Annotated in this window: 21 protein-coding genes and 2 tRNA genes; 15 read left to right on the forward strand and 8 right to left on the reverse strand. The window is 65.5% G+C overall.

What is annotated here, in order from left to right; translation table 11 throughout:
- Positions 1-16: 16 nt before the first annotated feature.
- Together AC1DRE_RS03655 and AC1DRE_RS03660 are read left to right on the forward strand one after the other, a co-directional pair.
- Complete coding sequence (locus tag AC1DRE_RS03655; protein ID WP_476983381.1) at positions 17-2,197, forward strand: ATP-dependent DNA helicase UvrD2; 2,181 nt, start codon at positions 17-19, stop codon at positions 2,195-2,197.
- Positions 2,197-2,883 carry a M48 metallopeptidase family protein gene (locus AC1DRE_RS03660; RefSeq protein ID WP_476983382.1) on the forward strand — a complete coding sequence of 229 codons (687 nt, stop codon included), beginning with the start codon at positions 2,197-2,199 and terminating at the stop codon, positions 2,881-2,883. The genes AC1DRE_RS03655 and AC1DRE_RS03660 overlap by 1 nt, the downstream gene beginning before the upstream one ends.
- 20 nt (positions 2,884-2,903) lie before the next feature.
- Here the strand turns inward: AC1DRE_RS03660 and AC1DRE_RS03665 are convergent, their stop codons facing one another.
- Complete coding sequence (locus AC1DRE_RS03665) at positions 2,904-4,334, reverse strand: zinc-dependent metalloprotease (RefSeq protein WP_476983383.1); 1,431 nt, start codon at positions 4,332-4,334, stop codon at positions 2,904-2,906.
- 221 nt (positions 4,335-4,555) lie between these two features.
- Between AC1DRE_RS03665 and AC1DRE_RS03670 the strand changes: the two genes are divergently transcribed.
- The 5 genes from AC1DRE_RS03670 (at position 4,556) to AC1DRE_RS03690 (ending at position 10,804) form a co-directional block, all read left to right on the forward strand.
- On the forward strand, positions 4,556-5,719 hold the full coding sequence (locus tag AC1DRE_RS03670) for a YlbL family protein (RefSeq protein ID WP_476983384.1): 1,164 nt from the start codon (positions 4,556-4,558) through the stop codon (positions 5,717-5,719).
- Positions 5,720-5,875: 156 nt separating this feature from the next.
- Positions 5,876-8,893, forward strand: a complete 3,018-nt coding sequence (locus AC1DRE_RS03675; RefSeq protein ID WP_476983385.1) for a UPF0182 family membrane protein — start codon at positions 5,876-5,878, stop codon at positions 8,891-8,893.
- Between the two features lie 229 nt (positions 8,894-9,122).
- Positions 9,123-9,196 (forward strand) — tRNA-Met (locus AC1DRE_RS03680).
- Between the two features lie 236 nt (positions 9,197-9,432).
- Positions 9,433-9,509, forward strand: a tRNA-Met gene (locus tag AC1DRE_RS03685).
- A gap of 356 nt (positions 9,510-9,865) precedes the next feature.
- Positions 9,866-10,804 (forward strand): cytochrome b/b6 domain-containing protein, encoded by a 939-nt coding sequence (locus AC1DRE_RS03690; protein WP_476983386.1) that lies wholly within the window; start codon positions 9,866-9,868, stop codon positions 10,802-10,804.
- Positions 10,805-10,853: 49 nt separating this feature from the next.
- Here the strand turns inward: AC1DRE_RS03690 and AC1DRE_RS03695 are convergent, their stop codons facing one another.
- Positions 10,854-12,278, reverse strand: coding sequence for a cryptochrome/photolyase family protein (locus tag AC1DRE_RS03695; protein WP_476983387.1), 1,425 nt, complete (start codon positions 12,276-12,278; stop codon positions 10,854-10,856).
- 210 nt (positions 12,279-12,488) lie between these two features.
- Here AC1DRE_RS03695 and AC1DRE_RS03700 point away from each other — a divergent pair, with 210 nt between their 5' ends.
- Positions 12,489-13,730, forward strand: coding sequence for an SGNH/GDSL hydrolase family protein (locus AC1DRE_RS03700; RefSeq protein WP_476983388.1), 1,242 nt, complete (start codon positions 12,489-12,491; stop codon positions 13,728-13,730).
- 90 nt (positions 13,731-13,820) lie between these two features.
- Here AC1DRE_RS03700 and AC1DRE_RS03705 read toward each other — a convergent pair whose 3' ends face one another.
- Positions 13,821-14,609, reverse strand: coding sequence for a PspA/IM30 family protein (locus AC1DRE_RS03705; RefSeq protein ID WP_476983389.1), 789 nt, complete (start codon positions 14,607-14,609; stop codon positions 13,821-13,823).
- Positions 14,610-14,720: 111 nt separating this feature from the next.
- Positions 14,721-16,775 (reverse strand): TPM domain-containing protein, encoded by a 2,055-nt coding sequence (locus AC1DRE_RS03710; RefSeq protein ID WP_476983390.1) that lies wholly within the window; start codon positions 16,773-16,775, stop codon positions 14,721-14,723.
- Positions 16,776-17,074: 299 nt separating this feature from the next.
- On the opposite strand from AC1DRE_RS03710, the gene AC1DRE_RS03715 reads away from it, so the two are divergent.
- The 5 genes from AC1DRE_RS03715 to AC1DRE_RS03735 all read left to right on the forward strand — a co-directional run bounded on the left by AC1DRE_RS03715 (position 17,075) and on the right by AC1DRE_RS03735 (position 22,141).
- A complete protein-coding gene (locus tag AC1DRE_RS03715) occupies positions 17,075-18,721 on the forward strand; it encodes a S1C family serine protease (protein ID WP_476983391.1) in 1,647 nt (548 codons plus the stop codon).
- A 264-nt stretch (positions 18,722-18,985) separates the two neighbouring features.
- Positions 18,986-19,786, forward strand: coding sequence for an electron transfer flavoprotein subunit beta/FixA family protein (locus AC1DRE_RS03720; RefSeq protein WP_476983392.1), 801 nt, complete (start codon positions 18,986-18,988; stop codon positions 19,784-19,786).
- Positions 19,787-19,799: 13 nt separating this feature from the next.
- Positions 19,800-20,753: an electron transfer flavoprotein subunit alpha/FixB family protein gene (locus AC1DRE_RS03725; RefSeq protein WP_476983393.1), complete on the forward strand. Its 954-nt coding sequence runs from the start codon at positions 19,800-19,802 to the stop codon at positions 20,751-20,753.
- 4 nt (positions 20,754-20,757) lie between these two features.
- Positions 20,758-21,534, forward strand: coding sequence for a PIG-L deacetylase family protein (locus AC1DRE_RS03730; protein WP_476983394.1), 777 nt, complete (start codon positions 20,758-20,760; stop codon positions 21,532-21,534).
- 73 nt (positions 21,535-21,607) lie between these two features.
- Positions 21,608-22,141, forward strand: a complete 534-nt coding sequence (locus tag AC1DRE_RS03735) for a gluconokinase (protein WP_476983395.1) — start codon at positions 21,608-21,610, stop codon at positions 22,139-22,141.
- Between the two features lie 47 nt (positions 22,142-22,188).
- Here AC1DRE_RS03735 and AC1DRE_RS03740 read toward each other — a convergent pair whose 3' ends face one another.
- The 4 genes from AC1DRE_RS03740 to AC1DRE_RS03755 all read right to left on the reverse strand — a co-directional run bounded on the left by AC1DRE_RS03740 (position 22,189) and on the right by AC1DRE_RS03755 (position 25,386).
- Positions 22,189-23,058 carry an anti-sigma factor gene (locus AC1DRE_RS03740; RefSeq protein ID WP_476983396.1) on the reverse strand — a complete coding sequence of 290 codons (870 nt, stop codon included), beginning with the start codon at positions 23,056-23,058 and terminating at the stop codon, positions 22,189-22,191.
- Between the two features lies 1 nt (position 23,059).
- The gene (gene sigK / locus AC1DRE_RS03745) at positions 23,060-23,665 is read right to left on the reverse strand and encodes an ECF RNA polymerase sigma factor SigK (RefSeq protein ID WP_476983397.1); all 606 of its coding nucleotides are present in this window, start codon (positions 23,663-23,665) and stop codon (positions 23,060-23,062) included.
- 257 nt (positions 23,666-23,922) lie between these two features.
- The gene (locus AC1DRE_RS03750; protein WP_476983398.1) at positions 23,923-24,390 is read right to left on the reverse strand and encodes a tRNA (cytidine(34)-2'-O)-methyltransferase; all 468 of its coding nucleotides are present in this window, start codon (positions 24,388-24,390) and stop codon (positions 23,923-23,925) included.
- 48 nt (positions 24,391-24,438) lie between these two features.
- The gene (locus tag AC1DRE_RS03755) at positions 24,439-25,386 is read right to left on the reverse strand and encodes a J domain-containing protein (RefSeq protein ID WP_476983399.1); all 948 of its coding nucleotides are present in this window, start codon (positions 25,384-25,386) and stop codon (positions 24,439-24,441) included.
- A 404-nt stretch (positions 25,387-25,790) separates the two neighbouring features.
- Between AC1DRE_RS03755 and AC1DRE_RS03760 the strand changes: the two genes are divergently transcribed.
- Entirely contained in the window at positions 25,791-26,096 is a 306-nt protein-coding gene (locus AC1DRE_RS03760) for a hypothetical protein (protein WP_476983400.1), read from the forward strand.
- A gap of 160 nt (positions 26,097-26,256) precedes the next feature.
- Positions 26,257-26,910, forward strand: a complete 654-nt coding sequence (locus AC1DRE_RS03765) for a hypothetical protein (protein ID WP_476983401.1) — start codon at positions 26,257-26,259, stop codon at positions 26,908-26,910.
- The last annotated feature ends 1 nt before the right edge of the window (position 26,911 follow it).

Here is a 26,911-nt window from a genome sequence, read left to right on the forward strand (position 1 = left end):
ATCGACTGAGCAGCAAGTGACAACTGACAATTTTGAACGCACCGCCCCCGGTGACAGCGCCCCCGCCGATTCCGCTTCGCCGGACAACCGGTCCCTGGAAGACCGCATTCTTGGCGGGCTGGACGATGAACAGCGGGAAGTAGCGAGCACGCTGAACGGGCCCCTGTGCGTGCTTGCCGGTGCAGGCACGGGCAAGACGCGCGCCATCACCCACCGGATTGCCTACGGCGTTCACTCCGGCGTTTACAGTCCGCAGCGGCTGCTGGCCGTGACTTTCACCTCCCGCGCCGCGGCCGAGATGCGGAGCCGGCTCCGTGACCTCGGCGTCGGCAATGTCCAGGCGCGGACCTTCCACGCAGCAGCCCTGCGGCAGCTTCAGTTCTTCTGGCCACAGGCCGTCGGGGGCGCGCTGCCGAACCTCCTCGACCACAAGGCGCAGATGATCGCCGAAGCTGCCCGGCGCCTGAGGCTCAGCACGGACCGCGCGTCCATCAGGGACCTTGCCTCGGAGATCGAGTGGGCCAAGGTGTCCATGCTGACACCCGCGAACTACCTCGAGAACGCGCAGGACCGCGGCAACCCCGGCGGATTCGACCTCACGGCCGTGGCCCGGGTGTTCCAGTCCTATGAGGACGTGAAGACCGACCGCAACGTCATTGACTTCGAGGACGTCCTGCTGATCACCGTGGGGATCCTGCAGGAGGATCCGAAAGTGGCGGCCACTGTCCGCGAACAGTACCGGCACTTTGTGGTGGACGAGTACCAGGACGTTTCGCCGCTGCAGCAGCGGCTCCTGGAACTCTGGCTGGGCGGGCGTGATGAACTCTGCGTCGTGGGTGACGCCAGCCAGACGATTTACTCGTTTACCGGAGCATCGCCGAAGCACCTGCTGGGTTTCAAGGCCATGTACCCCGGCGCCAACGTGGTCAAGCTGATCAGGGACTACCGCTCCACGCCGCAGGTGGTCAAGCTCGCGAATGACCTCCTCGCCGGACGGCGCAGCGGAGGGCCGGTCGCGGACGCGGCATGGGCGGCGCCGCTCAAACTGGTGGCACAACGGCAGCCCGGACCGCAGCCGCAGTTCACCGAATGCGCCGACGATGAGGCCGAGGCAGCCACCGTAGCGATCAAGATCCGGGAACTGCTCGACTCCGGAACACCGGCCAGCGAGATCGCCGTGCTCTTCCGCACCAACGGACAGTCCGAGGCATATGAGCAGGCACTGGCCTCGGCCGGGATCGGCTATCAGCTGCGCGGAGGAGAGCGGTTCTTCGCCCGCAAGGAAGTCCGTGACGCAATCCTCCAGCTCCGGGCAGCCACCCGGGCCGCCGCCGAAACGTCGGCCCCCGATCCCCTCGGGCAGCTGGTCCGGGACATTGTGGCATCCCTCGGCTATACCGAATCCGCCCCGCACAGCGGCGGGGCACTGCGCGAGCGCTGGGAATCGCTGGCCGCGCTGGTTGCTCTGGCTGATGAGCTGGTGCTGAGCCGCGGGCCGCAGTTCACCCTCTCGGACTTTGTCAACGAACTGCAGGAACGTTCCCTGGCCCAGCACGCCCCCACCGTGCAGGGCGTTACCCTGGCGTCGCTGCATGCTGCCAAGGGCCTTGAGTGGGATGCCGTCTTCCTGGTGGGGCTCTGCGAGGGCCTCATGCCGATCTCGTTCGCCGACTCCCCGGAAGACGTGGACGAGGAACGCCGGCTGCTCTACGTGGGCATCACCAGGGCGCGCGAGCACCTCTCACTGTCCTGGTCCCTGGCCCGGACCCCCGGCGGGAGAGCCAACCGGAAGCCGTCGCGCTTCCTGGACGGCCTGCGGCCGGACTCCGTGGCCAGCTCGACGGCGCGCGGCAAGGGCCCGGCCCCGCGGCGGAAGGCTGCCGCCCCCGCCATGTGCCGGGTCTGCGGAAGCATGCTGTCCACCGGTGCCGAACGGAAGGTAGGCCGCTGCAGCCAATGCCCGCCGAGCTACGAGGAGCAGACGTTCGAGGCGCTGCGCCAGTGGCGGAAGGACGTGGCCCTGGCCGCCGAAGTGCCGGCGTTCGTGGTGTTTACCGATGCGACCCTGACGGCGATTGCGGAGGCGCGGCCCGCAACCCTCGAAGAACTGGCCCAGCTGGCCGGAATTGGCCCGTCCAAGCTGGAAAAGTATGGCGAAGCCGTGCTGGAAGTACTCACTGAAAGCACCAGCGCCTGATGGCCGGGGGAGCGAAACCCCAGGCGATTCCGCTGACCACTCCCGACGGAGCACCCGTCGTGGTGCGGCGTTCCGCGCGCCGCCGCCGGACCGTGGCAGCGTTCTGGGAGAACGGCACAGCCGTGGTGGCCATCCCGGCGCACTTCAGCAAGGCCCAGGAAAGTGAATGGGTGCACCGGATGCTGGAGAAACTCCGGCTGCAGGGGGTCCGGCGCTCGCGCGGGGCGGGACGTCGCCGCCCGGCTTCGGATGCAGCCCTCGCGTCGCATGCAGCCGGGCTTTCGGCGAAGTATCTTGGTGGGCGGTCCGCGCCGTCGTCCGTGCGCTGGGTCAGCAACCAGAATTCCCGCTGGGGTTCGGCTACTCCGGCAGACGGAACCATCAGGCTCTCGGACAAGCTGCGGACCATGCCGCAGTGGGTCATCGACTATGTGCTGCTCCACGAGCTGGCGCACTTGCTGGTCGCCGGGCACAACGCCGCGTTCTGGCGTCTCCTGGAGGCCTACCCCGAGACGCAACGGGCAAAGGCGTTCCTCGAAGGCGTTGCGTTCGCCACCTCGCGGGGCATGGCACCGGACTCCGACTCGCCAGGCGGCGATGCGGACATGACGTGCGGACCGGACGCGGCGCCCGATACAGAAGAGCCAGGCACCGACGAAACCGTGGTTTCGTCAATGCCTGGCTAGTTCGCAGGTTGGCCGGCGCGTCAGGCCTTCGGCGTCCCGCCGTCGTCGTCCTTATCTGACGTTTCTTCGTCTTTGCCCGCTGCGTCGTCGTCCTTGGCCGGTTCGTCGAATCCGCCGTTCAGCAGCTTCTGCAGGGCGTCGTCCACCTCGGTGTCACTCGCTTCGGCGAGCTGGCGGCGTGCACTGAACCCCTGCGGATCGTCCAGGTCCTCGCCGGTGGGCAGCAGGTCCGGGTGGTGCCAGATGGCGTCCCGGCCTTCGGTGCCACGTTCCTCCTTGAGGGAGGCCCACAAGGTGGCAGCTTCGCGGAGGCGCCGGGGACGCAGCTCCAGTCCCACCAGGGACGAGAAGGCATGTTCGGCCGGGCCGCCGGTGGCGCGGCGCCGCCGGACCGTCTCGCGCAGCGCAGACGCGGACGGCAGGAACTTCTCGGTGGCGGCCGCGGTCAGTTCGTCCACCCAGCCTTCCACGAGGGCCAGCGCGGTTTCGAGTTTTTCCAGTGCCTGTTCCTGCGCCGGGGTCCGCTGGGGCATGAACACGCCTTGGGACAGCGCCTCCTGGATGCCTTCGGGGTTGCTGGGATCGATCTCCCTGGCGAGTTCCTCGATCTTGGAGGTGTCAATGTGGATGCCCCGGGCATAGGCCTCGATGGCACCCAGGAGGTGCCCGCGGAGCCAGGGCACCTGGACGAAGAGCCGTGCGTGGGCGGCTTCCCGGACAGCCAGGAACAGCCGGATGTCGTTCTCGGGCAGGCTCAGGCCTTCACCGAATTTGGCCACGTTGGCCGGCAGGAGGGCCATCTCCAGGTCCGCCAGCGGCACTCCGATGTCTGTCGAGCTGACCACTTCGGCGGAGAGGGCGCCAATGGCCTGGCCCAGCTGCATGCCGAAGATCGCCCCGCCCATGTTCTGCAGCATGGAGGACGCCCCGCCCATCATGGACTTCATTTCCTCGGGCATCTGCTCGGTCATGGCGGTGGACAGCGCGTTGGCAATGCTGTTGGCTACCGGCTCGGTGAGCCGCTTCCATGTCCCGAGCGTTTCCTCGACCCATTCCGCGCGGGACCAGGCCCGGCCGATCAGGCCGGTGGCGGGAAGCTCAGTCACCTGGTCCAGCCACAACTCGGCGAGGCGCAATGCTTCATCGATTTCCCGTGACTGCTGTGACGTGACCGATGGGTCGGAGCCGCTGGCAGCCACCCGGCGGGCGTTCTCGTGGGCAAGCTGCCAGTTGACGGGCCCCTCGGAAGATGCGCTCATCATGGCCTGGACCTGCGAGAACATCTGGGCCAGGAGGTTCGGATCATCGGGAAGACCGGCTGCCTTGGCCAGTTCGGCGGGGTCGATGTTGCCCATGCCCTTGCCACCCATGAGGTTTTGCAGCATTTCCGCTAGCGGATCCTTCGGCGTGTCGTCGTCGCCATTGGACGGATTGAGTGGGTTGGAGGTCATTATCCCGCCGATCGTCGGTGTGACTGTTGATCACCTTCACGGTACCCCGGGGCATCGGCGGCTGTCTGCCGAATCCGGCCCCGTTCGCTGTGGGCAAAGAGCATACGGGCCGGCTCAAACGCGTAGTGTTAGTAATCGGAATATTTGCAGGCTGCCGGCATTCTGATCGGGTGCAGCCACAGTGCCGCGTCCCACGGGCGCAGGTGCGGAGAGGTCCTTCATTGACAATTACTCAGGGTGGCCAGGTTCCCGGGGATCCCGCGGATTCGGAACACGACGGCGGGACCACTCACGGCACGCTTCCGCGCCGGCCGAAGTCCCGTCGTGCCAAAGCACGCGACAATCGCTACCCGGCGATGGTGGCCTCCGGGTTGTTGGCACTCGCGCTGGGTATCACCGCCGCCAGCCTCCCCGTGCCGTATGTCGTGGAATCGCCAGGGCCCACTTTTAATACCCTGGCCAATGACAACGGCAAGCCGGTCATCAGCGTGACGGGCCGCGAGACGTTTCCGGCCAAGGGGAACCTTGACCTCACCACCGTCTATGTCGACGGCGGACCCAACGGCCCGGTCAGCGTGTTCGAGGCCTTTTCAGCATGGCTGGACAAGTCAAAGGCCGTCTACCCGGAGGAGCTCATCTTTCCCACAGGGGTCACGAAGGAGGAGTCCCAGCAGGAGAGCGCAGTGGCAATGACCACATCCCAGGAGAACGCCACGGCCTCCGCCCTGAAGGAACTCGGCATTCCGTTTGAACAAAAGCTGTTGGTGGCGGACCTCGCGGACCAGTCGGCCTCGGCCGGCAAGCTGCAGGCCGGGGATGTGTTTTCCACCGTGAACGGCAAGCCCGTGACGTCGCTTCGCGTTGTCCAGGAGGAACTGGCCGCCGGAAACGGAAAGCCCGCCACCGTCGTCGTCACCCGCGACGGCGCTCCTGTCACGGAGACCATCACCCCCAGTGAGAACGCCGCCGGCAAGTTCATCCTCGGGGTGCTGCTGCAGTACGACTTCAAATTCCCCTTTGAGGTGAAGATTTCCCTCGACAAGGTGGGCGGCCCCAGCGCGGGCATGATGTTCGCCCTCGGCATCGTCGACACCGTGACGCCGGGGGACCTGACCGGCGGCAAACACATTGCCGGGACCGGTACCATCACGCCCGATGGCGTCGTGGGATCCATCGGCGGGATCGGACAGAAGATGTACGGGGCAAGGGAGGACGGCGCGACGGTGTTCCTGGCCCCGGCTGCCAACTGCGCGGAAGTGGTGGGACACATCCCGGACGGGCTCCAGGTGGTGAAAGTCGAGAACCTGGCTGAGGCCCGGGAAGCCGTCAACGTGATCGGTTCGGGCCGCGACACATCCGGTCTTCCCACGTGCACCAGCAACTAGACTAATTGCAGGAACTAAGCACCACCGCCACTCGTGGCATTAATGACTGATGCTGACCCTCCCCTCGGAGGTGCAGCGGCGGTCCGAGCAACACCATCACTCGCGCTCTGATTTTGACAAGACCAGTCACTGACAACCAGCTATGAGGTACCGAGTTTGTCCCGTCCTGCCAGCCCCACACCGCCCGGAAGACCCCAGCCAAGGCGAGGTGCCTTGACGCCGACATTGATCGTCGTAGCACTTGTTGTGGTCGGATTCATCTTCTTCGCCAATGTTTGGACCGATGTCCTCTGGTACCAGCAGCTTGGTTTCTTTGAAGTTTTCCTCACGGAAAACCTGGCCCGGATTGTCATCTTCCTTGCCGGCTTCGCCCTCATGTTCCTGGCCATGTTCTATGCCATCCGCATCGCCTATCACGCCCGCCCCGTTTACGCCCCGGATTCGGAGATCAGGGACAACCTGAACCGCTACCAGGCGCAGCTGGAACCTGTCCGCCGGGTGGTCATGGTGGGCCTGCCGGTGCTGTTTGGTCTCTTCGCCGGAAGCGCCGCGGCCAGCCAGTGGCAGAAAGTGCTGCTGTTCCTGAACCAGGAGTCCTTCGGCCAGAACGATCCGCAGTTCAACCTGGATATCAGCTTCTACCTGATGACCTTGCCGTTCCTCGGATTCGTGACGGGCTTCCTCATCAGCGTTGTTGTGGTCGCAGGCATCGCGGGAATTCTCACGCATTACCTGTACGGCAGCATCAGGATCATGGAGCGCGGCATCTTCACCAGCCGGGCCGCACAGATCCACCTCGCCGTGACGGGCGCGGCCTTCCTGCTGCTGCTCGGCGTGAACTTCTGGCTGGACCGCTACTCCGCCGTGCAGAACAGCGGCGGACGCTGGGCCGGTGCGCTATACACGGACGTCAACGCGGTGATCCCCACGAAGTCCATCCTGGCCGTGGCTGCCGCACTGGTCGCCATCCTGTTCATCGTCGCCGCCGTGATCGGCAAATGGCGCCTGCCCGTCATCGGCACGGCAATGCTGGTCATTACCTCCATCCTTGCCGGCGGTGTCTACCCATGGGTCATACAGCAGTTCCAGGTGCGCCCGTCCGAACAGACGCTTGAGAAGCCGTTCATCGAGCGGAACATCAGCATGACCCGTGCCGCCTACGGCCTCGATAAGATCCAGGAGAAGCGGTATAACGCCACCACTACGGCCACCACTGGCGCACTGGCTCCGGATGCCCAAACCACCGCCAATATCCGGCTCCTAGACCCGAACCTGATTTCGGACGCGTTCTCCCAGCTGGAGCAGTACCGGCCGTACTATCAGTTCCCGAAAGCGCTCAACGTTGACCGGTACGAAGTGGACGGCAAAGTCCAGGACACCGTGATCGCCGTCCGTGAGCTGAACCCGGACGGCCTAAGCGCCAACCAGCAGTCCTGGCTGAACCGGCACGTGGTCTACACCCACGGCTACGGCGTGGTGGCCGCCAAGGGCAACAAGTTCACCGCCGACGGCAAGCCGGAATTCCTTCAGGCCGGCATTCCGTCAACCGGAGTCCTCGGCAACGATACGACCTATCAGCCCCGGATCTACTTCGGCGAGAACTCCCCTGAATACTCGATCGTCGGAGCCCCGGACGGTTCACCGCACCGCGAGCAGGACCGTCCCGCCGGCAAGGAAGGTGACGGCGAAACCCAGTACACCTTTACCGGCAACGGCGGCCCGAATGTCGGCAGCTTCTTCAACAAGGTCCTCTACGCGATCAAGTTCCAGTCCTCCGACCTCCTGCTGTCAGACGGTGTGAACGCCGATTCGCAGATCCTCTATGACCGCAACCCGCGGGACCGCGTCGAAAAGGTCGCCCCGTACCTCACGGTCGACGGCAACGCCTACCCGGCAGTCGTGGACGGCCGCGTGAAATGGATTGTGGACGGCTACACCACCAGCCAGTATTACCCCTATTCGCAGCAGGAACAGTTGTCCTCTGCCACCGCGGATTCACAGACGACGGCGGGGCGCAGCGTTGCCCTGCCCAACAGCTCGGTGAACTACATCCGTAACTCCGTCAAGGCAACTGTTGACGCCTACGACGGCTCCGTCACGCTGTATGCGTGGGACGACCAGGACCCGGTGCTGAAGGCCTGGCAGAAGGTCTTCCCGACCTCCCTGAAGCCGTACTCGGAGATGTCCGGCGAGCTCATGAGCCACGTCCGCTACCCCGAGGACCTGTTCAAGGTCCAGCGCGAACTGCTGGGCCGCTACCACGTCACCCAGGCGGACAACTTCTATACAAACAATGACGCCTGGTCCGTGCCGAACGATCCCACGGTCACTGAGCCGGTCAAGCAGCCGCCGTTCTACATGTCGCTGAAGATGCCGGACCAGGACAAGCCTGCGTTCCAGCTCACGTCTTCGTTTATTCCGCAGGTGGTCAACGGAACCGCCCGAAACGTGCTTTACGGGTTCCTCGCTGCGGATTCCGACGCCGGTAACCAGAAGGGTGTCAAGGCCGAAAGCTATGGCCAGCTCAGGCTCCTGCAGATTCCACCGGAAGCGCAGGTTCCCGGCCCGGGCCAGGCCCAGAACAAGTTCAACTCGGATCCCACAGTGTCCCAGGCTTTGAACCTGCTCCGGCAGGGCGCGTCCGACGTGCTCAACGGCAACCTCCTGACCCTCCCGGCGGGTGGCGGCCTGCTGTACGTGCAACCTGTCTACCTGCGCTCCACAGGCGAAACGTCGTACCCCACGCTGCAGCGCGTCCTGGTGGCCTTCGGAGACAAGATCGGCTTCGCGCCGACCTTGGACCAGGCATTGAACCAGCTGTTCGGCGGGGACTCGGGCGCATCAGCCGGGGACTCGGACAACAACGGCCAGACGCCTCCCCCCGCGACCGGCGGCACCCCTCCGGCCACCGGCGGCACGGATGCCAAGGCTGAGCTGAAGGCCGCGCTGGAAGAGGCGAACGCAGCCATTCGGGCCGGCCAGGAAGCCCTCGCCAAGGGTGACTTTGCAGCCTACGGAGAGCAGCAAAAGAAACTGAATGCCGCTCTGCAAAAGGCGATTGACGCCGAAGCCAAGCTCGGTGCCGACAGCGCAACACCGACGCAGGGAGCCACCCCGGCCCCCACGGCTGACCCGTCAGCTGCCGCGACGCCGTCGCCCACTCCGAACAACTGATCACGCAGCGAGGCTGGCGCTAGCCCGCCCAGCCCCGTATAGGCCGGCTTCCCCTTCCGCAAGGACAGGGGAAGCCGGCCTTTGCCGTTGCCGCAGCGACCGGGACGCCCGCACCTGCCTGCGCCCGCCGGTCCATAGGTGTTTTTGGCGGTCCCGACGCTGCAGAGACACAGATCACGTCCCCTCGATTTGGCCTGAAGTTCACTGGCGGGTAATGTTGTTCTTGCGACGCGGGGTGGAGCAGTTCGGTAGCTCGCTGGGCTCATAACCCAGAGGTCACAGGTTCAAATCCTGTCCCCGCAACTGAAGGAAAGGCCCGGAATTCTCGAAAGAGAGTTCCGGGCCTTTTGCTTTGTCGTTTTTGGGGTCGGACGGTCGGTCTGATGGCGGTCCGCGGTCCGGCGGTGCGTCCGGTCGGTTTCCGTCCGGCAGCAGGGCCCGTCAATGGCCGTCAACGACCCCTCCAGTGGGCCCTCCAGCAGCCCGGAAGGGGCCGTGGTCAGGACGGCCGCGAAAGTACGGTAGTGTTGATCTTGCGACGCGGGGTGGAGCAGTTCGGTAGCTCGCTGGGCTCATAACCCAGAGGTCACAGGTTCAAATCCTGTCCCCGCAACCAATGAGAGGCCCTGACCGGGAAAACCCGGTCAGGGCCTCTTTCTTTGTCTGCAGGCCCCAACTACTAGCATTTCCTAGTATTCTCATTCGCGGAGGCAACGTCCTACCGTGCCACGTGGCTGTTCAATGACGATCACCGCATTGGACGATCACCGCATTGGCAGGCCGTCGCCTCCAAAGCAACGGTCTTTATGTTGCGGGGCATGACCGCCGCCGCACACGGGTTCGCTCTTCCGCTGTTCATGATTCAAGCTATTAAGGCGCACTTCACCCAGCCACCGCTCCTGCCGGTGCAGCCCGGCCGGGGTGGGCCCGCCTACGTCACTGGTCGATCATTCTCGAGAGGAATGCTGTTCGATGTCACTACCAACCAAGAAGAAGTCCGGATCTGCGAAGAGCAAGTGGGCCAAACTGTATTGGGCAGTACCGGCTGTGCTCGTCGCCCTGCTTCTCGTAGTGCTGCTCGCTAAGTGGGCCACAGGGCTTGCCGGCGTGAAAGACTTCGTGGCGGACTACCCGGGTCACTCAGAGCTTCCCGAGGGTGCTCCCGTCGGCTTCCCCGCGTGGCTGGGCTGGCAGCATTTCCTCAACGGCTTCTTCTTGTTGCTGATCATCCGTTCCGGCTGGCAGGTGCGCACGCAGACCCGTCCTGCTGCCTACTGGACGCGGAACAACAAAGGCCCGATCCGGACCAGGAATGCGCCGACGAAAATCAGCCTGGCACTGTGGTTCCACCTCGTCCTGGACGCATTGTGGATCCTCAACGGCATTGTGTTCGCCGTCCTGCTGTTCGCCACCGGCCAGTGGGTGCGGATCGTGCCCACCAGTTGGGATGTCTTCCCCAACGCGCTCTCGGCTGCGCTGCAGTACGCGTCGCTGAACTGGCCCACGGAGAACGGCTGGGTCAACTACAACGCCCTCCAGCTGCTGACCTATTTCGTCACTGTCTTCATCGCCGCGCCCCTGGCATTCATCACTGGCCTGCGGATGTCGTCGGCCTGGCCCAAGAACGCCAAGGCGCTGAACAAGGCTTACCCGATCGAGGCCGCCCGCGCCGTGCACTTCCCGGTGATGATCTACTTTGTTGCGTTCGTCGTCGTCCACGTGTTCCTGGTCCTGGCCACCGGTGCGCTGCGGAACCTCAACCACATGTACGGCGGTAGCGACGACGTCAGCTGGGTGGGCTTCGGCATCTTCGCAGCATCGGTCGCGGCGATGGTCGCGGCGTGGTTCCTGGCCCGGCCGCTCTTCCTGGGCCCCGTTGCTTCCCTGATGGGCAAGGTCAGCAGCCGCTGACCTGCCCGCTGACGCACGCGGCAGTCCGGGACGAGGTTCGGGCCGCCGGTCAGCTGTCCTTGAGCCTCTGGTAGGTCTCCAGGGCCCGCTCACGCGACTCGGGCAGGCCCACCACCGGCTCCGGATAGCCGGCGGAGAGCTCCGGCGTCTTCCACGGTTCGTGGATCTCTTTGTCACTCAGGTCCGCGAGTTCCGGGATGAACTCCCGCAGGTACCGGCCCGCTGCATCGAACTTTTTGCTTTGCGTGACGGGGTTAAAGATCCGGAAGTAGGGGGAGGCGTCCGCTCCGGATCCGGCCACCCATTGCCAGTTGGCCGGATTGCTGGCTGCGTCGGCGTCCACCAGCGTGTCCCAGAACCAGGCTTCCCCCAGCCTCCAGTCAGCCAGCAGGTTCTTCACCAGGAACGATGCGGCCGCCATCCGGACACGGTTGTGCATCCAGCCCGTCTGCCACAGCTGACGCATGCCGGCGTCCACCAGCGGATAGCCTGTCCGGCCCCGCTGCCAGGCCGCCAGCTCAGCGTCCGACGGCGTTTGCCACTCGAAGCGGTCGAAGTCGGGACGGTAGTTGCGGGTGGCCAGCGCCGGGTTCTCGTACAGCAGCTGCCAGCAGAACTCCCGCCAGCCCAGTTCGGACCGGAAGATCCCGACGTCGGCAGGCGCCTGGCGTGGGAACCGCTCCCGGAGCGCCTGCCAGACGCGGAAGGGACTGATCTCACCGAAGCGAAGGTGGGGTGAGAGGCGGCTGGTGCCCTCGAGTCCTGGTCTGTCGCGGCCGGTCCCATAGTCCTCGACGGGGCCGTCCACGAACTCCTGCAGGCGAGCGTGCGCGCCTAATTCCCCGGGGGTCCACACCGCCGCGAGGCCTGCGCTCCAGTCGGGGGTGCGGGGGAGCAGCCCCCAAGCCTCCAGGTCATCGCTGCCCGGCAGCGCACCGCGGGTGTCGCGGCCCGGAACCGGAAGCCTGTCCGGGGAGTCGGCGGGCATGCGCGGCTCGCCGCTCTCCATGCAGGCGCGCCAGAAAGGCGTGAATACCTTGTACGGTCCGCCCGCTCCGGTGCGCACGGTCCACGGCTCGAACATGAGGCTGGCCTGGAAGCTCGCGGCATCCAGGCCATGATCTGCGGCCCAGCCCTTCACCCCTGCATCGATGGTGCGTTCGGGGCCGCCGTATCTGCGGTTCCACCGGAGATGCGTGGCCCCGGTTTCGGCTGCCAGCTCCCGGATGATCCCGGCGGCGCTCCCTCGTCGCAGCACCAGCCGGGAGCCCAAGGCTTCCAGGCCACTGGCCAGAGACGCCAAGGAATGGTGGAGCCACCACTTGGCGGCGCCACCCAAGGGGCGCACGCCGACCGACTCCTCATCCAGGACATAGACGACGGTCATGGCGTGGCCCAAGGCTGCCGCATCGGCCAGGGCCGGATTGTCATCCAGGCGGAGGTCGTCACGAAGCCAGACGATGGTGGAAGGCATGCTTCCACGGTACACGCCGGGCAGCTCTATTTACTGGCTGGTAACTTCGCCGTAGACTCGCTCCACGCCGTCCGCTGCGCAGTTTCTCCGCACGGACGGTCCCGTTCGGATCAGGCTCTTTTCCTGTTGATGACGGCATCCGGCTGGAGGCGTCCGGACGCCGGCAACCTGTTCGCCGCAATGTTGCCGCGGACAGGAAAAGGATGACCAATGAAGCTATTCCTTGCACCGGCCGGACAGCCCCGGATGTCGGTCCACAGGCACCCGGCCAGGCGGGTGCTCTTCGCCGCCCTGGCTGTCGCAATCACCGTTTCCGCCCTGACCGCCCCAGCCGTGCACGCGGCTCCTCCTCCCGGTGACGGGTGGGTGGTCAGCGTAGGGGATTCCTATATTTCGGGGGAGGCGGGGCGCTGGGCGGGCAATTCGAGTGACCCCTCGCAAACTGATGCCTTGGGCGACGCCGCGTATCTTGACGCCGGTCAGTCGGAGAGCACTGTCGGCTGCCACCGTTCATCCTCTGCTGAGATTGGGATCGGGCAGGCCTGGGCGCTCAATCTGTCCTGTTCCGGTGCCAAGACGGCCACGTCCTGGAACTCATCCGGGCACTTCAAACCGGGGCTGGACTTCTACAGCGATGCTGCCGGCAACATGGGCCAGGCGCTGGCGCTGCAGAACTTTGCGTCGGCCAACCGCGTGAGGATGATTGTGGTGTCGGTCGGCGGCAACGATCTCGGGTTTGCAGGCATCATCGCCACCTGTGTTTCCAAGTTCATGACCAGCCCGTGGTGGGCCCCGAGCTACTGCAAGGACTCGGCAACGGTGGCCACGAATTTTTCGGCCACGAACCGCGCAGCCGTGGCATCACGGATCGGCGCTTCGCTCGCGAATGTGGCCAAGGCCATGACTGCCGCCGGATACGCGCCCGGTGAATACAGCATGGTGGTACAAAACTACGTCTCACCCCTGCCGCGGAGCGCCGACGTTTCCTATCCCGAGAGCGGATTCAGCCGGCAAAGCACCTACGGCTGCGGTTTCTGGAACGCAGACCTGGACTGGGCTTCGGGAACCGCCCTCCCCGCCATCAACGCCACCATTTCGGCCGGAATCGCCGCTTCCGGCGTGGACGGCATCCACACCCTGGATGTGGCCTCGCTGTTCAGCGGCCATGAACTGTGCGCAGCCACGACGCAGAAGCTCGACAATACCGCCCTGGCAGACTGGCGCAGCACGGGCGCCGCGGACATCAGCGAGTGGATCAACGAGGTCCGGACTGCCAGCACCGCCTTCAGCGACTACTACATCCAGGAATCCCTGCATCCCAACTATTGGGGCCAGCTGGCCCTCCGTAACTGCCTGCGTCAGGTCTACAACGACGGCGCCGTCCGTTCCGGGAGCTGCACCGCAGGGACCGGGCTGACAGCAGCCGGCGAGCCGGCTGTCAGCGTGCGATAGCCCTCCTCCGGCGGCCCCGCATCAAAAAGGCCGGGGTCCCACGCGGGACCCCGGCCTTTTTACGTCCGGATCATGGGCCGGAGCGGCAGCCTACAGCTTGTCGAAATCAGCTTCTTCAACGGTGGAGGCGGCAGCCGAGGAGTTGGCCGACGATCCGATCGCAGGCTTCGCACCGCCGGACTTCAGGGCAGCGAGCCGCGCTTCGATCTCGGTCTGTTCGCCAAGGTCTTCAAGCTGGTTGAACTGGGCGTCCAGGCTGGAAGCAGCAAGCTCCTGCTGGCCGCGGACCTTGGCCTCTTCGCGGCGGATCTTCTCTTCGAACCGGCCAACCTCACTGGTGGGGTCCATGAAGTCAATGCTCTTGAGCGCGTCGTGCACCTGCGACTGGGCAGCGGCGGTCTTGGAGCGCGCCACGAGTTCGTTGCGCTTGCTGGTCAGCTCGTTGAGCTTGCCCTTCATCTGGTCCAGGCCGGTCTTGAGCTTGTCCACAACCTCGCTCTGCGAAGCGATGCTCGGCTCGGCAGCCTTGGCCTCGCTCTCGGCAGCCATCTGGCGCTGGATAGCGACCTTGGCCAGGTTGTCGAACTTCTGGGCGTCGACTGCATCGCCGCTGCTCCGGTACTCGTCGGCCTTGCGGGACGCTGCCAGGGCCTTGTTGCCCCAGTCGTGGGCATTCTTGATGTCCTCGTTGTAGTCGTCCTGGAGCATCCGCAGGTTACCGATGGTCTGCGCCACTGCGGACTCTGCTTCGGCAATGTTGTTGGTGTAGTCCCGGACCATCTGGTCCAGCATCTTCTGCGGGTCTTCGGCCTGGTCCAGCAGGGAATTGATGTTCGCCTTCGCGAGCTGCGCCATGCGGCCGAAAATGGACTGCTTCATGGTGTTACCTTTCGTCCTGCTCAGTGGTCGCCACTGAATTCAGTGAACATTTGATGTACCGCTTCTACCCGGCGGCCGGTGGGAACCGGCCGCCGCGAGTCTTTGGATCAGCTAGAAGCTACCGGAGTCGCCGCCGCCGAAGTCGCCGCCGCCAAAGTCGCCGCCGCCGAAGTCGCCACCTCCGCCGCCGCCGCCCCAGCCGCCGCCGTCGCTGTGGCCGCCGCCCCAGCCGCCGCCGCTGCCGCCGTTCAGGATGGAGTTGATGAGGATGCCGCCCAGGATGGCGCCGCCGAGGCCGCCACCCCCGCCGCCGCCGAACATGCCGCCGCCGCGGCCATAGCCCTGGTTGGCGTAGCCGAAGCTGTCCACGTCCCCTTGGGCAAGCTGCGCTGCCTGTGCCGCGAGGGCGTGGGCCTGCTGGGCGTACGTGAGAGCCGTGACCGGATCATTGCGGGATATGGACAAGGCATAGTCCAGGTTCCGCTGGGCTTCGGCCAGCCGGGTCCGCGCCTCGGTCCCGACCCCGCCGCGGCGTGCGGTGATGTAGTCGGACGTGGCACTGATCTGCGCCTGGGCCGACATAATGGTCTGCTGCAGCGACGCCTGTGCGCGGCGGGCCTGTTCCTGCTGGTCGCGGATTCCGGACAGTGACTGATCCAGCGCCTGATGGGCTGTCTCAACCCGCTCCAGGGTGGCGATCGGATCGATCTTTCCGCCCTGGATCTCCGCCTTCACCTGCGCCAGGGCAGCTTCCACGCCGGCCACTGGTCCTGCCAGCTCCGGATGGGCGCCGGACTGGATGATTGCCTTGGCCTGTGCAAGGTCCTGGGCGGTGTCAACCACTGCCGCTTCGAGGCTGTTGCGGGCCTCATCCAGGCTTCCCGAGACCTTCGCAATGGCGTCGATCAGCACCTTGGTCTGGTGCAGGCTTTCTTCAGCGGCACGGACGGCTACGGCAGCCAGGCTGCTTTCTCCGGATGCCAGCTTGTCCTGGGCCGTTGAAGTGGCGTTCTGCACGAAGGCGAGCCGCTCCTTGGCCTGGCCGATGTTGTCCGAGACCTGGACCAGGGCGCTGTCCGCGTACTTGGCCCGCAGCGCGGAGAGGGTCTGTTCCGCAGTCGCGATCCGGGCGTCAGCATCCCGGGCGCCGGCGTTCACTGCCGCCAGGGCCTGGGGTGCGTTCTTTTCGAGCTCGCGGAGCGAATCGAAGTCTGCCTTTTGCTCCTGGAGCGAGGCAAGGGCAGCTTCCGAACGGCGGATGATCTCGCCAAGCCAGCTCCGCTGCTGTTCCTCGGTGTCCGGGATGTGGTCGTCAAGCTGCTGCTGGAGTTTGAACGACTCGGACATGTGGCCTTTGGCTTCCTGCAGGGCCTTGGTGAAGTTCCCGACGGCGGCATCGCCGTATTGTGCCTGGGCGAAGCCGAGTTCCTGCTCGCTCGAGTTGATCGCATTATCGGCCTCAATAAGCAGCGAGCCGCTCTTCTTCCGCAGGTCGTCCACACTCAGCGAAGCCAGCGGGTCGAGCTCTGCGCCTTGCGGTCCGTAGCTCGCGCTTGAGGCGATGGCCGCCTTCTTCCGGCGGTTCCGGAAGTAGAGGTAGGCGCCCACGCCGCCCGCTGCCACGACGCCGGTACCCACCAGGACGGCAGCACCTGCGCCGTCACCGGAGGAAACGGTACCGCTGCCTCCGCCGGCGGCATCACCCACTGCCGAGGCTGTGTCAATGGCAGCCTGGGCATAGTCTTTCTTGCCGCCAGCGAGGTTGGCCACGATCGCGTTCTGAGAGATGTTGCTCGTTTTGGAGGCTATGGAACTCGTTGAATTCGGCGCAAAGTAGAACTTACCTTCGTCCGACATCGCCAGTATTACGTCGGCCTTACCCATGCCCTTGTTCTTCGCCACTTCCTGGGCCCATGCCTTGGGATCCGTGGGGCTTTCGAACTTCTTCACGGTGACCACGTACAGGTTGTACTTGTGGTCCTTGAGAAGCTTTTGGATTGCTTCCTGGACTTCGGCCTTGCGGCCGCCCAGCACATTGGCGTTGTCTACGATGTTTTGGCCGGACGGGATGGTCACCGGTGGCTCGGCCCAGGCGCTAGTGGCGGGAACCGCCAACAACCCGGCAAGGCCGATCACGGCGAGGAGACGTTTGAACTTAGACCGCATGTGCAACCCTTCAGCACTTCTGCGACTGATTCGGGCCGAGCCAGTCGTCACAGAATGCAGCAGCGCCCCCACGCATGTGTAAAGCCGCAGGTCGCTGTGGCAATTCCATTTGATTCTATGGTGCACCTATTTGCCCGTCCACAACGGGGAATATGCCACCAGCGAAAAGCGCTGCATCCGTGAATCGGGCCCATGAAAAGTGGATTCTGACGGCGTTCAGGAACCTCCCAGCCAACGTCCGCTTTAGCTTCAGTCAGAGGGTCCATAGTTAAAGGCAGACAAGGATGAAAGGAAGTCTAATGACTGAGAACCCAGCACAGGGTGCGTCACCTGAGAATAGGGATCCGGAAAAGCCTCGGGAAGGCTGGCCGGCACAGCCTCCTCAGGCGGACACGCAGCCGCTGGATGCAGGGCATCGGGAGCCTCAGTCAGCGGCGCAGCCAGCCGGGGACTCAGCCCAGGACAACCCGACCATCCGGATTGACCAGCCGCAGCCGGCTTCGGCGCATGCCAGCGAGGGACAGCCGCACCCGGAAGCCGACGGCGCTCCGCGGCCCGTCTATCCCCCTCACCAGCCGTTCTACGGCCAGCAGGCCGGACCTGCCGCCCAGCACGGATCCCCCCAGCACGGATCCCCCCAGCACTATGGACCGTACCCAGGCGGCGGCTCCTACCCCGGACAGGGCAGCCAGCATCAGCAGGGCAGCATGTATGCCTCCGACCCCGCCAGCGCGCCGAAGCGCAAGGCCGCGTTCGGTGTGGGAACCCTGGTGGCCAGCATCCTGGCTGCCGGCCTCGTGGGCGGCGGAGTGGTGGCCGCCAGCGATGCCTTCCTGAACAACGGCTCCTCCTCAGCCGTAAGCAGCACCGGCAGCCAGCCTGGCACTGTGATCGTCAACAACAAGGACGACGTAAACGTCATCACCGCGGCCTCGCTGAAGGCGTCACCAAGCGTTGTGACCATTAAAGCGACCAGCGGAAGCGACGGCGGCACCGGATCGGGAATCATCCTCGATGAGGACGGCCACATCCTGACCAACACGCACGTCGTGACCCTCGACGGGAAAACGGCCAACGCCACCATCGAAGTCCGGACCAGCGACGGCAGGGTGCTCACCGCAAAAATCGTCGGCACCGACCCCCTGAGCGACCTGGCCGTCATCAAGCTGGACAATCCTTCCGGGCTGACTCCGGCAACACTTGGTGACTCCGGCAAGCTCAACGTGGGGGACACCGCCATCGCCATCGGATCACCGCTGGGCCTGACGGGAACGGTCACCGACGGTATTGTCTCCACGCTGAACCGGACCATCAGCGTTGCCTCATCGGCAGCGCCGAAGGACGGCGCGGATGACTCCCAGGGCGACGGCGAAGGCGGCTTCGAGTTCGCACCGCCGGACGGCGGGCAGAGCCAGAGCACCTCGAACCAGGGATCCATCTCGCTCAACGTGATCCAGACCGATGCAGCCATCAACCCGGGCAACTCCGGCGGTGCACTGGTCAACAGCAAGGGTGAGGTCATTGGTGTCAACGTGGCCATTGCTTCAGCCGGGGGTGAATCCAGCACCAGCGGCAACATCGGCGTCGGTTTCAGCGTCCCCATCAACCTCGCCAAGCGCGTGGCCCAGGAGATCATCGACACCGGAAAGGCAACGCACGGCCAGTTCGGAGTCAGCGTCAAGCCGAAGTCATCCACGTCTTCAAACTCGTCGTTCTCGGTGGGCGCCGAAGTGGCTACCGTCGAGTCCGGTTCCGCTGCGGCCAAGGCCGGCCTTAAGGTGGGCGACGTCGTCACGAAGTTCAACGACCTTGCCATCAGTGATCCCAACCAGCTGACGGCGGCGGTTCGGGAGCAGCCGGCGGGCGCCTCGGTGAAGGTCACGATCCTGCGCGGCGGCAAGGAACAGCAAGTGGACGTGACGCTCGGGGCGGCAGCCGAGCAGTAGGCGCCGGGACCAGTTCCGGCAAGGCTACAAGCAGGCATTGACCGCAGGGCTGAGGCGGGGACACCGGTATGGTGCCCCGCCTCAGCTGTGTGCAGGCGGCAGCCTGCGCCCGGCCTGACACAGGCGTTAACGGGACGGCGCGGCCGCCCCGCTATATGGTTAGCTTGGTTCTACCCGCACCCCGGGGGAGATCCGCGGCCATAACCTCACCCGGCTGGCTATCCACAAGCATGGAAGGCTGCTGTACAGAAAGTGGAAGAGACATTGAAGATCATCGTTCTGGTCAAGCATGTACCAGACGCGCAATTGGACCGTCACCTCACCGGCGAGGACAACACCACGGACCGCGCCGATAGCATCCTGTCCGAGCTGGACGAATACGCCCTGGAAGCTGCCCTGCAGCTGATAGAGGCCCGCGGCGGAGCGAAGGCCGGCAATCAGGTCATCGCCCTGAGCATGGGCCCCGCCGGCGCCGTCAATGCCATCAAGAAGTCGCTCCAGATCGGCGCCACCGAAGGCGTTCACCTCCGCGACGACGCGCTGGCCGGTTCTGATGCGGCCGCGACGTCCTTTGCGCTGGCAGCAGCGGTCCGCCACCTTGGCGCGGACAGCCCCGTGGACCTGGTCCTCACCGGCATGGCGTCCACCGACGGCGAGACCTCCCTCGTGCCTGCGCAGCTGGCGGAGCGGCTGGACCTTCCTCAGGTCACGTTTGCCTCCGAGCTGGAAGTGGACGGCGGCCGCGTCATTGCCCGCCGCGACAGCGACACGCACTACGACACGATCGAGGCAACGCTGCCGGCCGTCGTGTCCGTCACCGACCAAATCAACGAGCCGCGCTTCCCCAACTTCAAGGGAATCATCGCGGCAAAGCGCAAGAGCATCACCACCCTCACGCTAGCGGAGATCGGCGTCGACCCCGCACAGGTGGGCAAGTCCGGTTCCTGGACCGAAGTGCAGACGGCCGCCGCCCGGCCGCCGCGCACTGCCGGCACCATCATCACCGACGAAGGCGACGCCGGCATCAAGCTGGTCGAGTTCCTGGCCGCCCAGAAGCTGCTCTAAGAGGATTCCAGACATGGCAAAAGTACTTGTATTCATTGACAACCCCGGCCAGGCCCTCAAAAAGAGCAGCCTGGAATTGCTGACGATCGCCCGATCTCTCGGTGACACGGCCGTCGCGGTCAACGGCCCGCTGAACGACGACGTCACCGGCGCCTTCGGAGCCAGCGGCGCCACCACCATCTTCCGGCCGTCGTCGGACGACCTGGACGCTTACCTGGTCGGCCCCAAGGCCGCCTACCTTGCCGGGGCGGTTGCGGCCTCCGGAGCCACCACCGTGCTCCTCGAGAACTCGTTCGACGGCAAGGAGATCGCAGCCCGGTTGGGCATCAAGCTCGGCGCCGGCGTCATCACCGACGTCGTGGCGGTGGACCCGGACGGCACGGCCCACAAGTCGGTGCTCGCGGGCTCCTACACCACCACGGCCAAGGCAACCACAGCCGTCTCCGTGCTGACGGTCAAGCCGAACAGCGTCACTCCGGAGCCCGCGGCTGTGGCAGTAAGCCCCGAGGTCCTCACTGTTGAGGTTCCCGAATCCGCCTCAGCCGGCGCTGCCCGCATTACGGGCCGCAAGGACAAGCCCGCCAGCGGCCGTCCGGACCTCACTGAGGCCCGGATTGTCGTGGCAGGCGGCCGCGGCGTCGACGGCGACTTCGGTCCCGTGGAGGAACTCGCCGACGCCCTCGGTGCCGCCGTCGGTGCGTCCCGCGCCGCGACCGACGCGGGCTGGATCGGCCATGATGCGCAGGTGGGCCAGACCGGCAAGACGGTTTCCCCGCAGCTGTACATTTCGGCTGGCATCTCCGGCGCCATCCAGCAGAAAGCCGGCATGCAGACCGCCAAGGTCATTGTCGCCGTCAACAAGGACGCCGAATCACCGGTCTTCGAGATCGCCGACTTCGGCATCATCGGAGACCTCTTCCAGGTCCTTCCGCAGGCGACTGAAGAGATCAAGAAACGCAAAGGCTGATTAGTTGAGCACCAACGCTGCGGCGCAGAGCCCGTTCAACCCGGACCACCACCGGGTTGAGCGGGTCCTTTGTTTTACCGCCCACCCGGACGATATCGACTTCGGCGCAGCCGGAACCATTGCTGCCTGGACCTCGGCAGGGGTTGAAGTCAGCTACTGCATCATGACCGACGGTGATGCCGGCGGCTTCGACCCCGCGCAGCGCGACGAGATCGTGGCGATGCGGGCCGAGGAACAGCGCCGCGCCGCCGCGCTGGTCGGGGTCACCGATATCCACTATCTCCATGAGCGGGACGGCTACCTGGAGCCGACGCACGAGGTGATGAGGGGAGTGGTGAAGCTGATCCGGGAGATCCGCCCCGACGTCGTCCTTTCCATGCATCCCGAGCGTAACTGGAACCGCATCCAGAAGAGCCACCCGGACCACCTCGCCGTGGGCGAGGCCGTCACCCGGGCGGTCTACCCGGCGCTGGAGAACCCGTTCGCCTATCCGGAGCTGGCCGAAGCGGGCCTCGAGGCCTACAAGCTGCCGTGGCTATGGCTGTTTGCCGGGCCCGAGGAGCGGGACAACCATTTTGTGGACGTCACGGGGCACGTGGAGGAAAAGCTGGCGGCGATCCATGTGCACGCCAGCCAGCACCCGGACCTGGACGCCATGGACCGCACCGTCCGCTCCCTCATGCTGGGGACCGGATCGCGGGCGGGGCTGGCCGGCGGGCGCAGTGCCGAGGCATTTCACGTCGTCACAATCAACGGTTCGGGGACCATCGCCGGGTTCTAGGGTTGCCCGGGTGTAACCCGTGTCATATGCTGGCCTCTCTTTAAATCATATTTATTGAGGAAGGCGGGCTTTGATGACGAAGACTGCGCAGCAGCCGGTACTGGTGATCATGGGCGTCTCAGGTTCCGGCAAGTCAACTGTGGCCGGCCTCGTGGCCGGCAAGCTCGGATGGGACCTGGCGGAAGGCGACGACCTGCACCCGGCGTCGAACGTCGCCAAGATGCAGGCCGGTGAGCCTCTGACCGATGCGGACAGGTGGCCGTGGCTCGAAACCATCGCCGAATGGATCAGGGCTCACACCCAGGACGGAACGCCGGGTGTGATCACCTGCTCTGCACTGAAGAAGGTGTACCGCGATGTTCTCCGCGGCGAAGGCGTGGTGTTCGTCTTCCTGCAGGGAAGCAAGGACAACATTTCCGACCGCCTGGCGTCGCGGCACGGGCACTTCATGCCTCCCGCACTGCTCGAATCGCAGTTTGACGCGCTGGAAGAACCTACCGCCGACGAAAACCACATCTCCCTGTGCGTTTCCGCCACGCCGTCGGAAGAGGCCCAGGAAATCATCGAGCGGCTCAACCTGGAAGCGGCAGGCGCCGCGACCCCGTAGGCCCAGGCTTGCGCAATTGGCCGGTGGTGATGCTGGAAGCCGTCCCGCTACGCTCCGAGAGGGGCCGCTGCCACTGTCGGCAGCGTGGGTGAAGCGGAGCCGCCCACCGGTTCAACGGTGATGCCCAGCGCCGCCGCCGAACCAATGCCCTTAACCACAGCTGGTTTGGACAGTGCTTCGGCATCCATGAGACCCTGCGAAACCGGAGCGGAACCGTCCTTGGGGATCAGCCACATCTGGTACACCTTGCCGGCAGGAGGGGCCGGGACGCCGTTCATCTTGACCACAACAGCGTCCTTGGACGAGGAAATGGAGACAGTGGCAGTACCGCCGCCGCTTACGTCAACCGTTGCCTGCCGGACATCCTGGGCCTGGAGGACCTGGTTGAGCGGATCGTTCTGGTTGGCCACATAGGCGCCGACTCCCACGCCGCCAAGCGCGATAACAGCCGCGGCGGCCACGCCCACCAGCCAGTTGCGGAGCCCGGGTGTCCGGCGCCGTTCTTCACGGCGCTGGCGTGCGGCCCCGAGTTCATCGCTCGCCGGAGTCCTACCCGGTTCAAGGGGACGCCCATGGCTGGCAGGAGCGGGAACCGTCCCCGGCTGTGCCGTTTCCGCTTGGGCCGGGAGCTGGGCCACTATGCGGTCGAAGAGGCCTGCAGGCGGTTCCTCCTCCGCAGTAAAGGTGGCGGCCAGCGTTTCCCGTGCCTGGCGGACGCGTTCATCAAACGCGTTCCGTTCCGGCCCGGGCGCGGCCGAGAGGTATTGCTCGATGGCTGCCCGCTCGGCGGGGCTTACGGCGTCCAGGGCATACAGTTCGGCCAGCTCCACTGCCCGGCCGGAGGCCAGGTCCGTGGCGATATCGTGGGCAAACATTCCGGCGGAGCGGCTGCTGTTCGGCTGGTTCATGTCGGTCATCTCAACTCACCCCCAGACAGGTCTTCAAGCGGATCAGTCCATCGCGGATGCGGGACTTGATGGTGGGCACGGCGGCGTTCAGTTTCTCCGCGACTTCGCGGTACGTTAGCCCGCCGTAATATGCCAGCCGGACGGACTGCTGCTGCGTCTCGGTGAGCGTGTCCAGACATCTGACGACGGCCTCGGCTTCCAGCCTGCTGCCGACCTCATCTGAGACGGAGTCATGGTCAATCTCCTGGCTGCTCGCGCCGTATTTCGCCTCGCGGTCGGTTGATGACTGCGAGGAGCGGACTTTGTCCACTGCCCGCCGATGCGAAATGGTCATGAGCCATGCCAACGGGCTGCCGGCCTCCGGATTGAACTTCGCCGCGTTCTGCCAGACCTGGAGAAAGACTTCCTGGGTGGCGTCCTCGCTGAGCTCGGGGTCGATCAGGACGCGTCGGGCCATTCCGAAGACACGCCGGGACGTCAGTTCGTAGAACTCCGCGAAGGCACCCTGGTCCCCGGCGGCGATTTGTGCCAGCAGGTCACCGAGCCGCCGGTTCACGTCGGCGGCGGTGCCAGGGGACGCGGTAGCCTCTGGGTTTGGGGCGTTGGGGGTTTCCATCACTCTCAAGCATAAGTCGGCGGGGGATGATCCATTGGCATTGGCGCCGCGGGGAGGCTCACTGTGGGCGGCGACTTCCCTCGCAGGGGGCCTGCGGACCTGCAATGTGGTCACCTGCCGCTCCTCGCGATCCCGTGGAGGCCCGGATTAGCCTCTACAGGTAGTTCGGAATGCCTAGTGGTACGGATGGGCGGGAAAGTCAATTAATTGCGCCCCGGTCCGGGTCACCCGGGAAGCCCCTTCGAGCGTGGCAGCCCTTAGATTTTCGCGCCGGCGAAGCCGTTCTGGCGCCACGCTTCAAAAACCGCGATGGAGGCAGCGTTGGCAAGATTCAGCGACCGCAGGGACGGCAGCATTGGCAGCCGCACGCGGGACGTCACATGCGGGTCGTGCTTGAGGTCCTCGGGAAGTCCGACCGATTCCGGGCCGAAGAGGAGGACGTCGCCGGGGAGGTAACTGATGTCTGCGTAGGAGGTTTCGCCGTCGGACGTGAAGGCGTAGACGCGCTCGGGCTGCAGGGCGTCCCAGGCAGCCTCGATGCTCTTGTGCACCGTCACCACGGCGAGGTCGTGGTAGTCCAGCCCTGCACGGCGGAGCTTGGCGTCGGAAAAATCAAAGCCCAAAGGCTCCACCAGATGCAGTTCGGCGCCGGTGATCGCAGCGAGCCGGATGGCGTTGCCTGTATTGCCGGGAATTTCAGGGGTGTGGAAGAGGATGCGGAACACCGTCCCATCCTAGCCAAGGCCGGTGCACTCCTGCGCACGGCCGGGCCTTCAGTGCATTCCGCGGAGCAGTCTTGCCAGGGCCGGGACGTTCACCGTATTGGGCCCAGGCCCGGAACTCAGGAATTCCTTGAGCCCGCGGACCAGCCCGGCTCCGTTCACCACCTGGACGGTTTCGTGCCCGCGGGGTGCGCGGCGGTGGTGGTCGATCACCGGTTCATGGAGATTGCCGTCGGGGCTGTGGATGACGGTCCAGCCCGTCACGTTGAGTTCCGGAAAGATGTCCTGCATGCGCCGCACGATATGCGCCAGCTGCGGCGGCGCAATGGACCGGCCTCCGTGCGTCAGCGTGCTTCCGTTCCAGGCGTAGGCACCCTTGGGCAGCAGCATGGATCCAATCAGCGCCAGCCGGTAACCGGACAGCAGCGCGTGGTCGATATGGCTGTTGTCTGCGGGCGACTGCAGACCGTTGATCAGCCGGGCCGCGGGGATGGCCGGGAGCACCTGCCGGCTGATCAGCTGGACTGTCCGCATCTCCCGCTGGATGCGGGCTTCCGCCCCGAAGATTCCGCGTTTCCGCGGCATTCCATGGACCTGGCGGCTGGCCAGTTCCTCCGGAATCAGCGGGACGCTGCCGGACTCGGGGTGTTCGAACGGCGGAATGTACACCGGCGGGTCGCCAGCCGTGTTCCGCGGGGTGTTGGGCCGGCGGACGGTCGCCGAGGCGCGGCTCCCGGCTGCGGGGGCATCGAAATGTGCGCCGTCAGCGGTTGGCGCTCCCGCGGACCCGTGCGCATACGAGCGGTCATAGGCGGCCCGACGCTTTGGATCGATCAGGGTCTCATAGGCCAGCGTCACCTGCCGGAAGACGGCGGCATCTCCGCCGTGGTCGGGGTGCGCCCGCCGGGCAGCCTTGCGGTAGGCCACCTTGATCTCTTTGTCGGTCGCCGTCACGGGAAGGCGAAGAACCTGGTAATGGGAGCTGCTGCCCTGGGTCAAGCACTGATCCTTTTCTTGTTGATTCCAGTCCACTCAGGCAGTCCGGTCCGCCCAGTTTAACCGTCTGAAGAGTCAACGTCCGTGCCCGCGGTCTTGGTTCCCTGCCGCTGGCATGATCATCGCCGTTGCAATCAACCCCCGGGCTTCTTTCGGCGGCGCGCAGCACACCGGCGGCGTTGTGGTGGATTTCTTCCGTGCCGCCGGGGCGTCGGTCATCGTGCTCAGGAGGGACAGCTATGGCCAACTGGCCGGGTCTGTGGGCGAGGCGCTGGGCATTGTTCCCAGCGGAACGGGCAACGACATGGCCCGCGCGCTGGGCCTCGCCTTGAAGGATGCGCGTGCCGCCTGCGAAGGATATGGGTGGCATTCAAAGCGCGCGGGCGCCTTATCGGCAGCAGGCGGCCATGCTCACTTCGGTGGCGAACGGGCAGTCCATCGGCGGCGTCATGAAGGTGACCCCGGACGCCGTGCTCGACGACGGATTCCTGGCTCTGTTCATCGTCGAACCGCTGTCCCGCGTACAGTTCCTGGCCGTCTTCCCCAAGGTCTTTTCCGGCCGCCACACCGGACACCGCGCGGTGCATATCCGGCAGGTACGCCGTGTGGACGTCGCTGCCGCGAACGTTGTTGCCTATGCCGACGGCGAACGGGTCGGGCCGCTGCCGCTGACAGTCGAGGTGGTGCCCGGCGCCATCCGGGTGCTGGCGTAGGTGCATGATGTCACTGCGCGGCGTGCTGAGCGTCTAGACTCGTGCGGAGGACCGGCCGGGGGAGTGCCGCCGGCAGAAGGTATGTGGGGGCAATGTGACAGCGCTTGGCAGAAGACCCGCTGCAAACCGGAGGCAACCCGTTTTCGCGGTGCGGCGGCGGATGGCCCTGCCCCTAACCCTGGCGCTGGCGGTTGCCGGCTCGGCCGGATGCAGCGTGGGCGTCCCGGACCCGGCTGCCCCGCGTGATACTCAGACCACCCCGACGCTGGCCACGCCCACCATCACTCCGGGCCACGATGCTGCGGCAGTAGCGGCCAAGGACCTTCCCTTTACCGCGGGTGACTCGCTGGCCGCGGGGACCGCCGTCGGCCTCTCCGACGGACTCCGCGAAGCGCCGGGGTGGAAGCCAGTCAAGGAGAACGTGGCGGGGGAAAACCGCTACCTCAAAGCCGACGGCTGCGTGGTGTCGGCCCGCGTGCGTTCCAACCAGGGGTCGCTTGCCGTTCCCGGAGATGACATGGCCTCCACCGTCGAGCTGTTCAAATACCTGGATTCCACGATCCTCCCCAGCTACCTGAAAACCGACACCCTGCGCTGGGGCGGTGAACCGGACAAGCCGGGGCCCAAGGCCGAGGTGCTGGCCTTCGAAAGCGGATCCGCGCCCGGCGCAAAGTCGGTCGCTGTCCTGGCGAGGGTCTTTGGCAAAGCGGGTTCGTCCATTTACATTTCGCTCTCGTGCCCGGACCGGGCCGCGCTCGCCGCGGCCCGGGCGGACGTGTCGGAACGGCTGGTGGTTGTTCCGCCGACGAACTGAA

Source organism: Arthrobacter sp. P4_H3, assembly GCF_056400885.1.

Coding starts and splice junctions, on each gene's coding strand:
- sigK (WP_476983397.1), bottom strand. CDS start 23,665: ATGGAAACCCCCAACGCCCCAAACCCAGAGGCTACCGCGTCCCCTGGC.
- AC1DRE_RS03665 (WP_476983383.1), bottom strand. CDS start 4,334: ATGACCTCCAACCCACTCAATCCGTCCAATGGCGACGACGACACGCCG.
- AC1DRE_RS03710 (WP_476983390.1), bottom strand. CDS start 16,775: ATGCGGTCTAAGTTCAAACGTCTCCTCGCCGTGATCGGCCTTGCCGGG.
- AC1DRE_RS03695 (WP_476983387.1), bottom strand. CDS start 12,278: ATGCCTTCCACCATCGTCTGGCTTCGTGACGACCTCCGCCTGGATGAC.
- AC1DRE_RS03760 (WP_476983400.1), top strand. CDS start 25,791: ATGCTCACTTCGGTGGCGAACGGGCAGTCCATCGGCGGCGTCATGAAG.
- AC1DRE_RS03735 (WP_476983395.1), top strand. CDS start 21,608: ATGACGAAGACTGCGCAGCAGCCGGTACTGGTGATCATGGGCGTCTCA.
- AC1DRE_RS03725 (WP_476983393.1), top strand. CDS start 19,800: ATGGCAAAAGTACTTGTATTCATTGACAACCCCGGCCAGGCCCTCAAA.
- AC1DRE_RS03690 (WP_476983386.1), top strand. CDS start 9,866: ATGTCACTACCAACCAAGAAGAAGTCCGGATCTGCGAAGAGCAAGTGG.
- AC1DRE_RS03700 (WP_476983388.1), top strand. CDS start 12,489: ATGAAGCTATTCCTTGCACCGGCCGGACAGCCCCGGATGTCGGTCCAC.
- AC1DRE_RS03705 (WP_476983389.1), bottom strand. CDS start 14,609: ATGAAGCAGTCCATTTTCGGCCGCATGGCGCAGCTCGCGAAGGCGAAC.
- AC1DRE_RS03660 (WP_476983382.1), top strand. CDS start 2,197: ATGGCCGGGGGAGCGAAACCCCAGGCGATTCCGCTGACCACTCCCGAC.
- AC1DRE_RS03765 (WP_476983401.1), top strand. CDS start 26,257: ATGGCCCTGCCCCTAACCCTGGCGCTGGCGGTTGCCGGCTCGGCCGGA.
- AC1DRE_RS03715 (WP_476983391.1), top strand. CDS start 17,075: ATGACTGAGAACCCAGCACAGGGTGCGTCACCTGAGAATAGGGATCCG.
- AC1DRE_RS03740 (WP_476983396.1), bottom strand. CDS start 23,058: ATGACCGACATGAACCAGCCGAACAGCAGCCGCTCCGCCGGAATGTTT.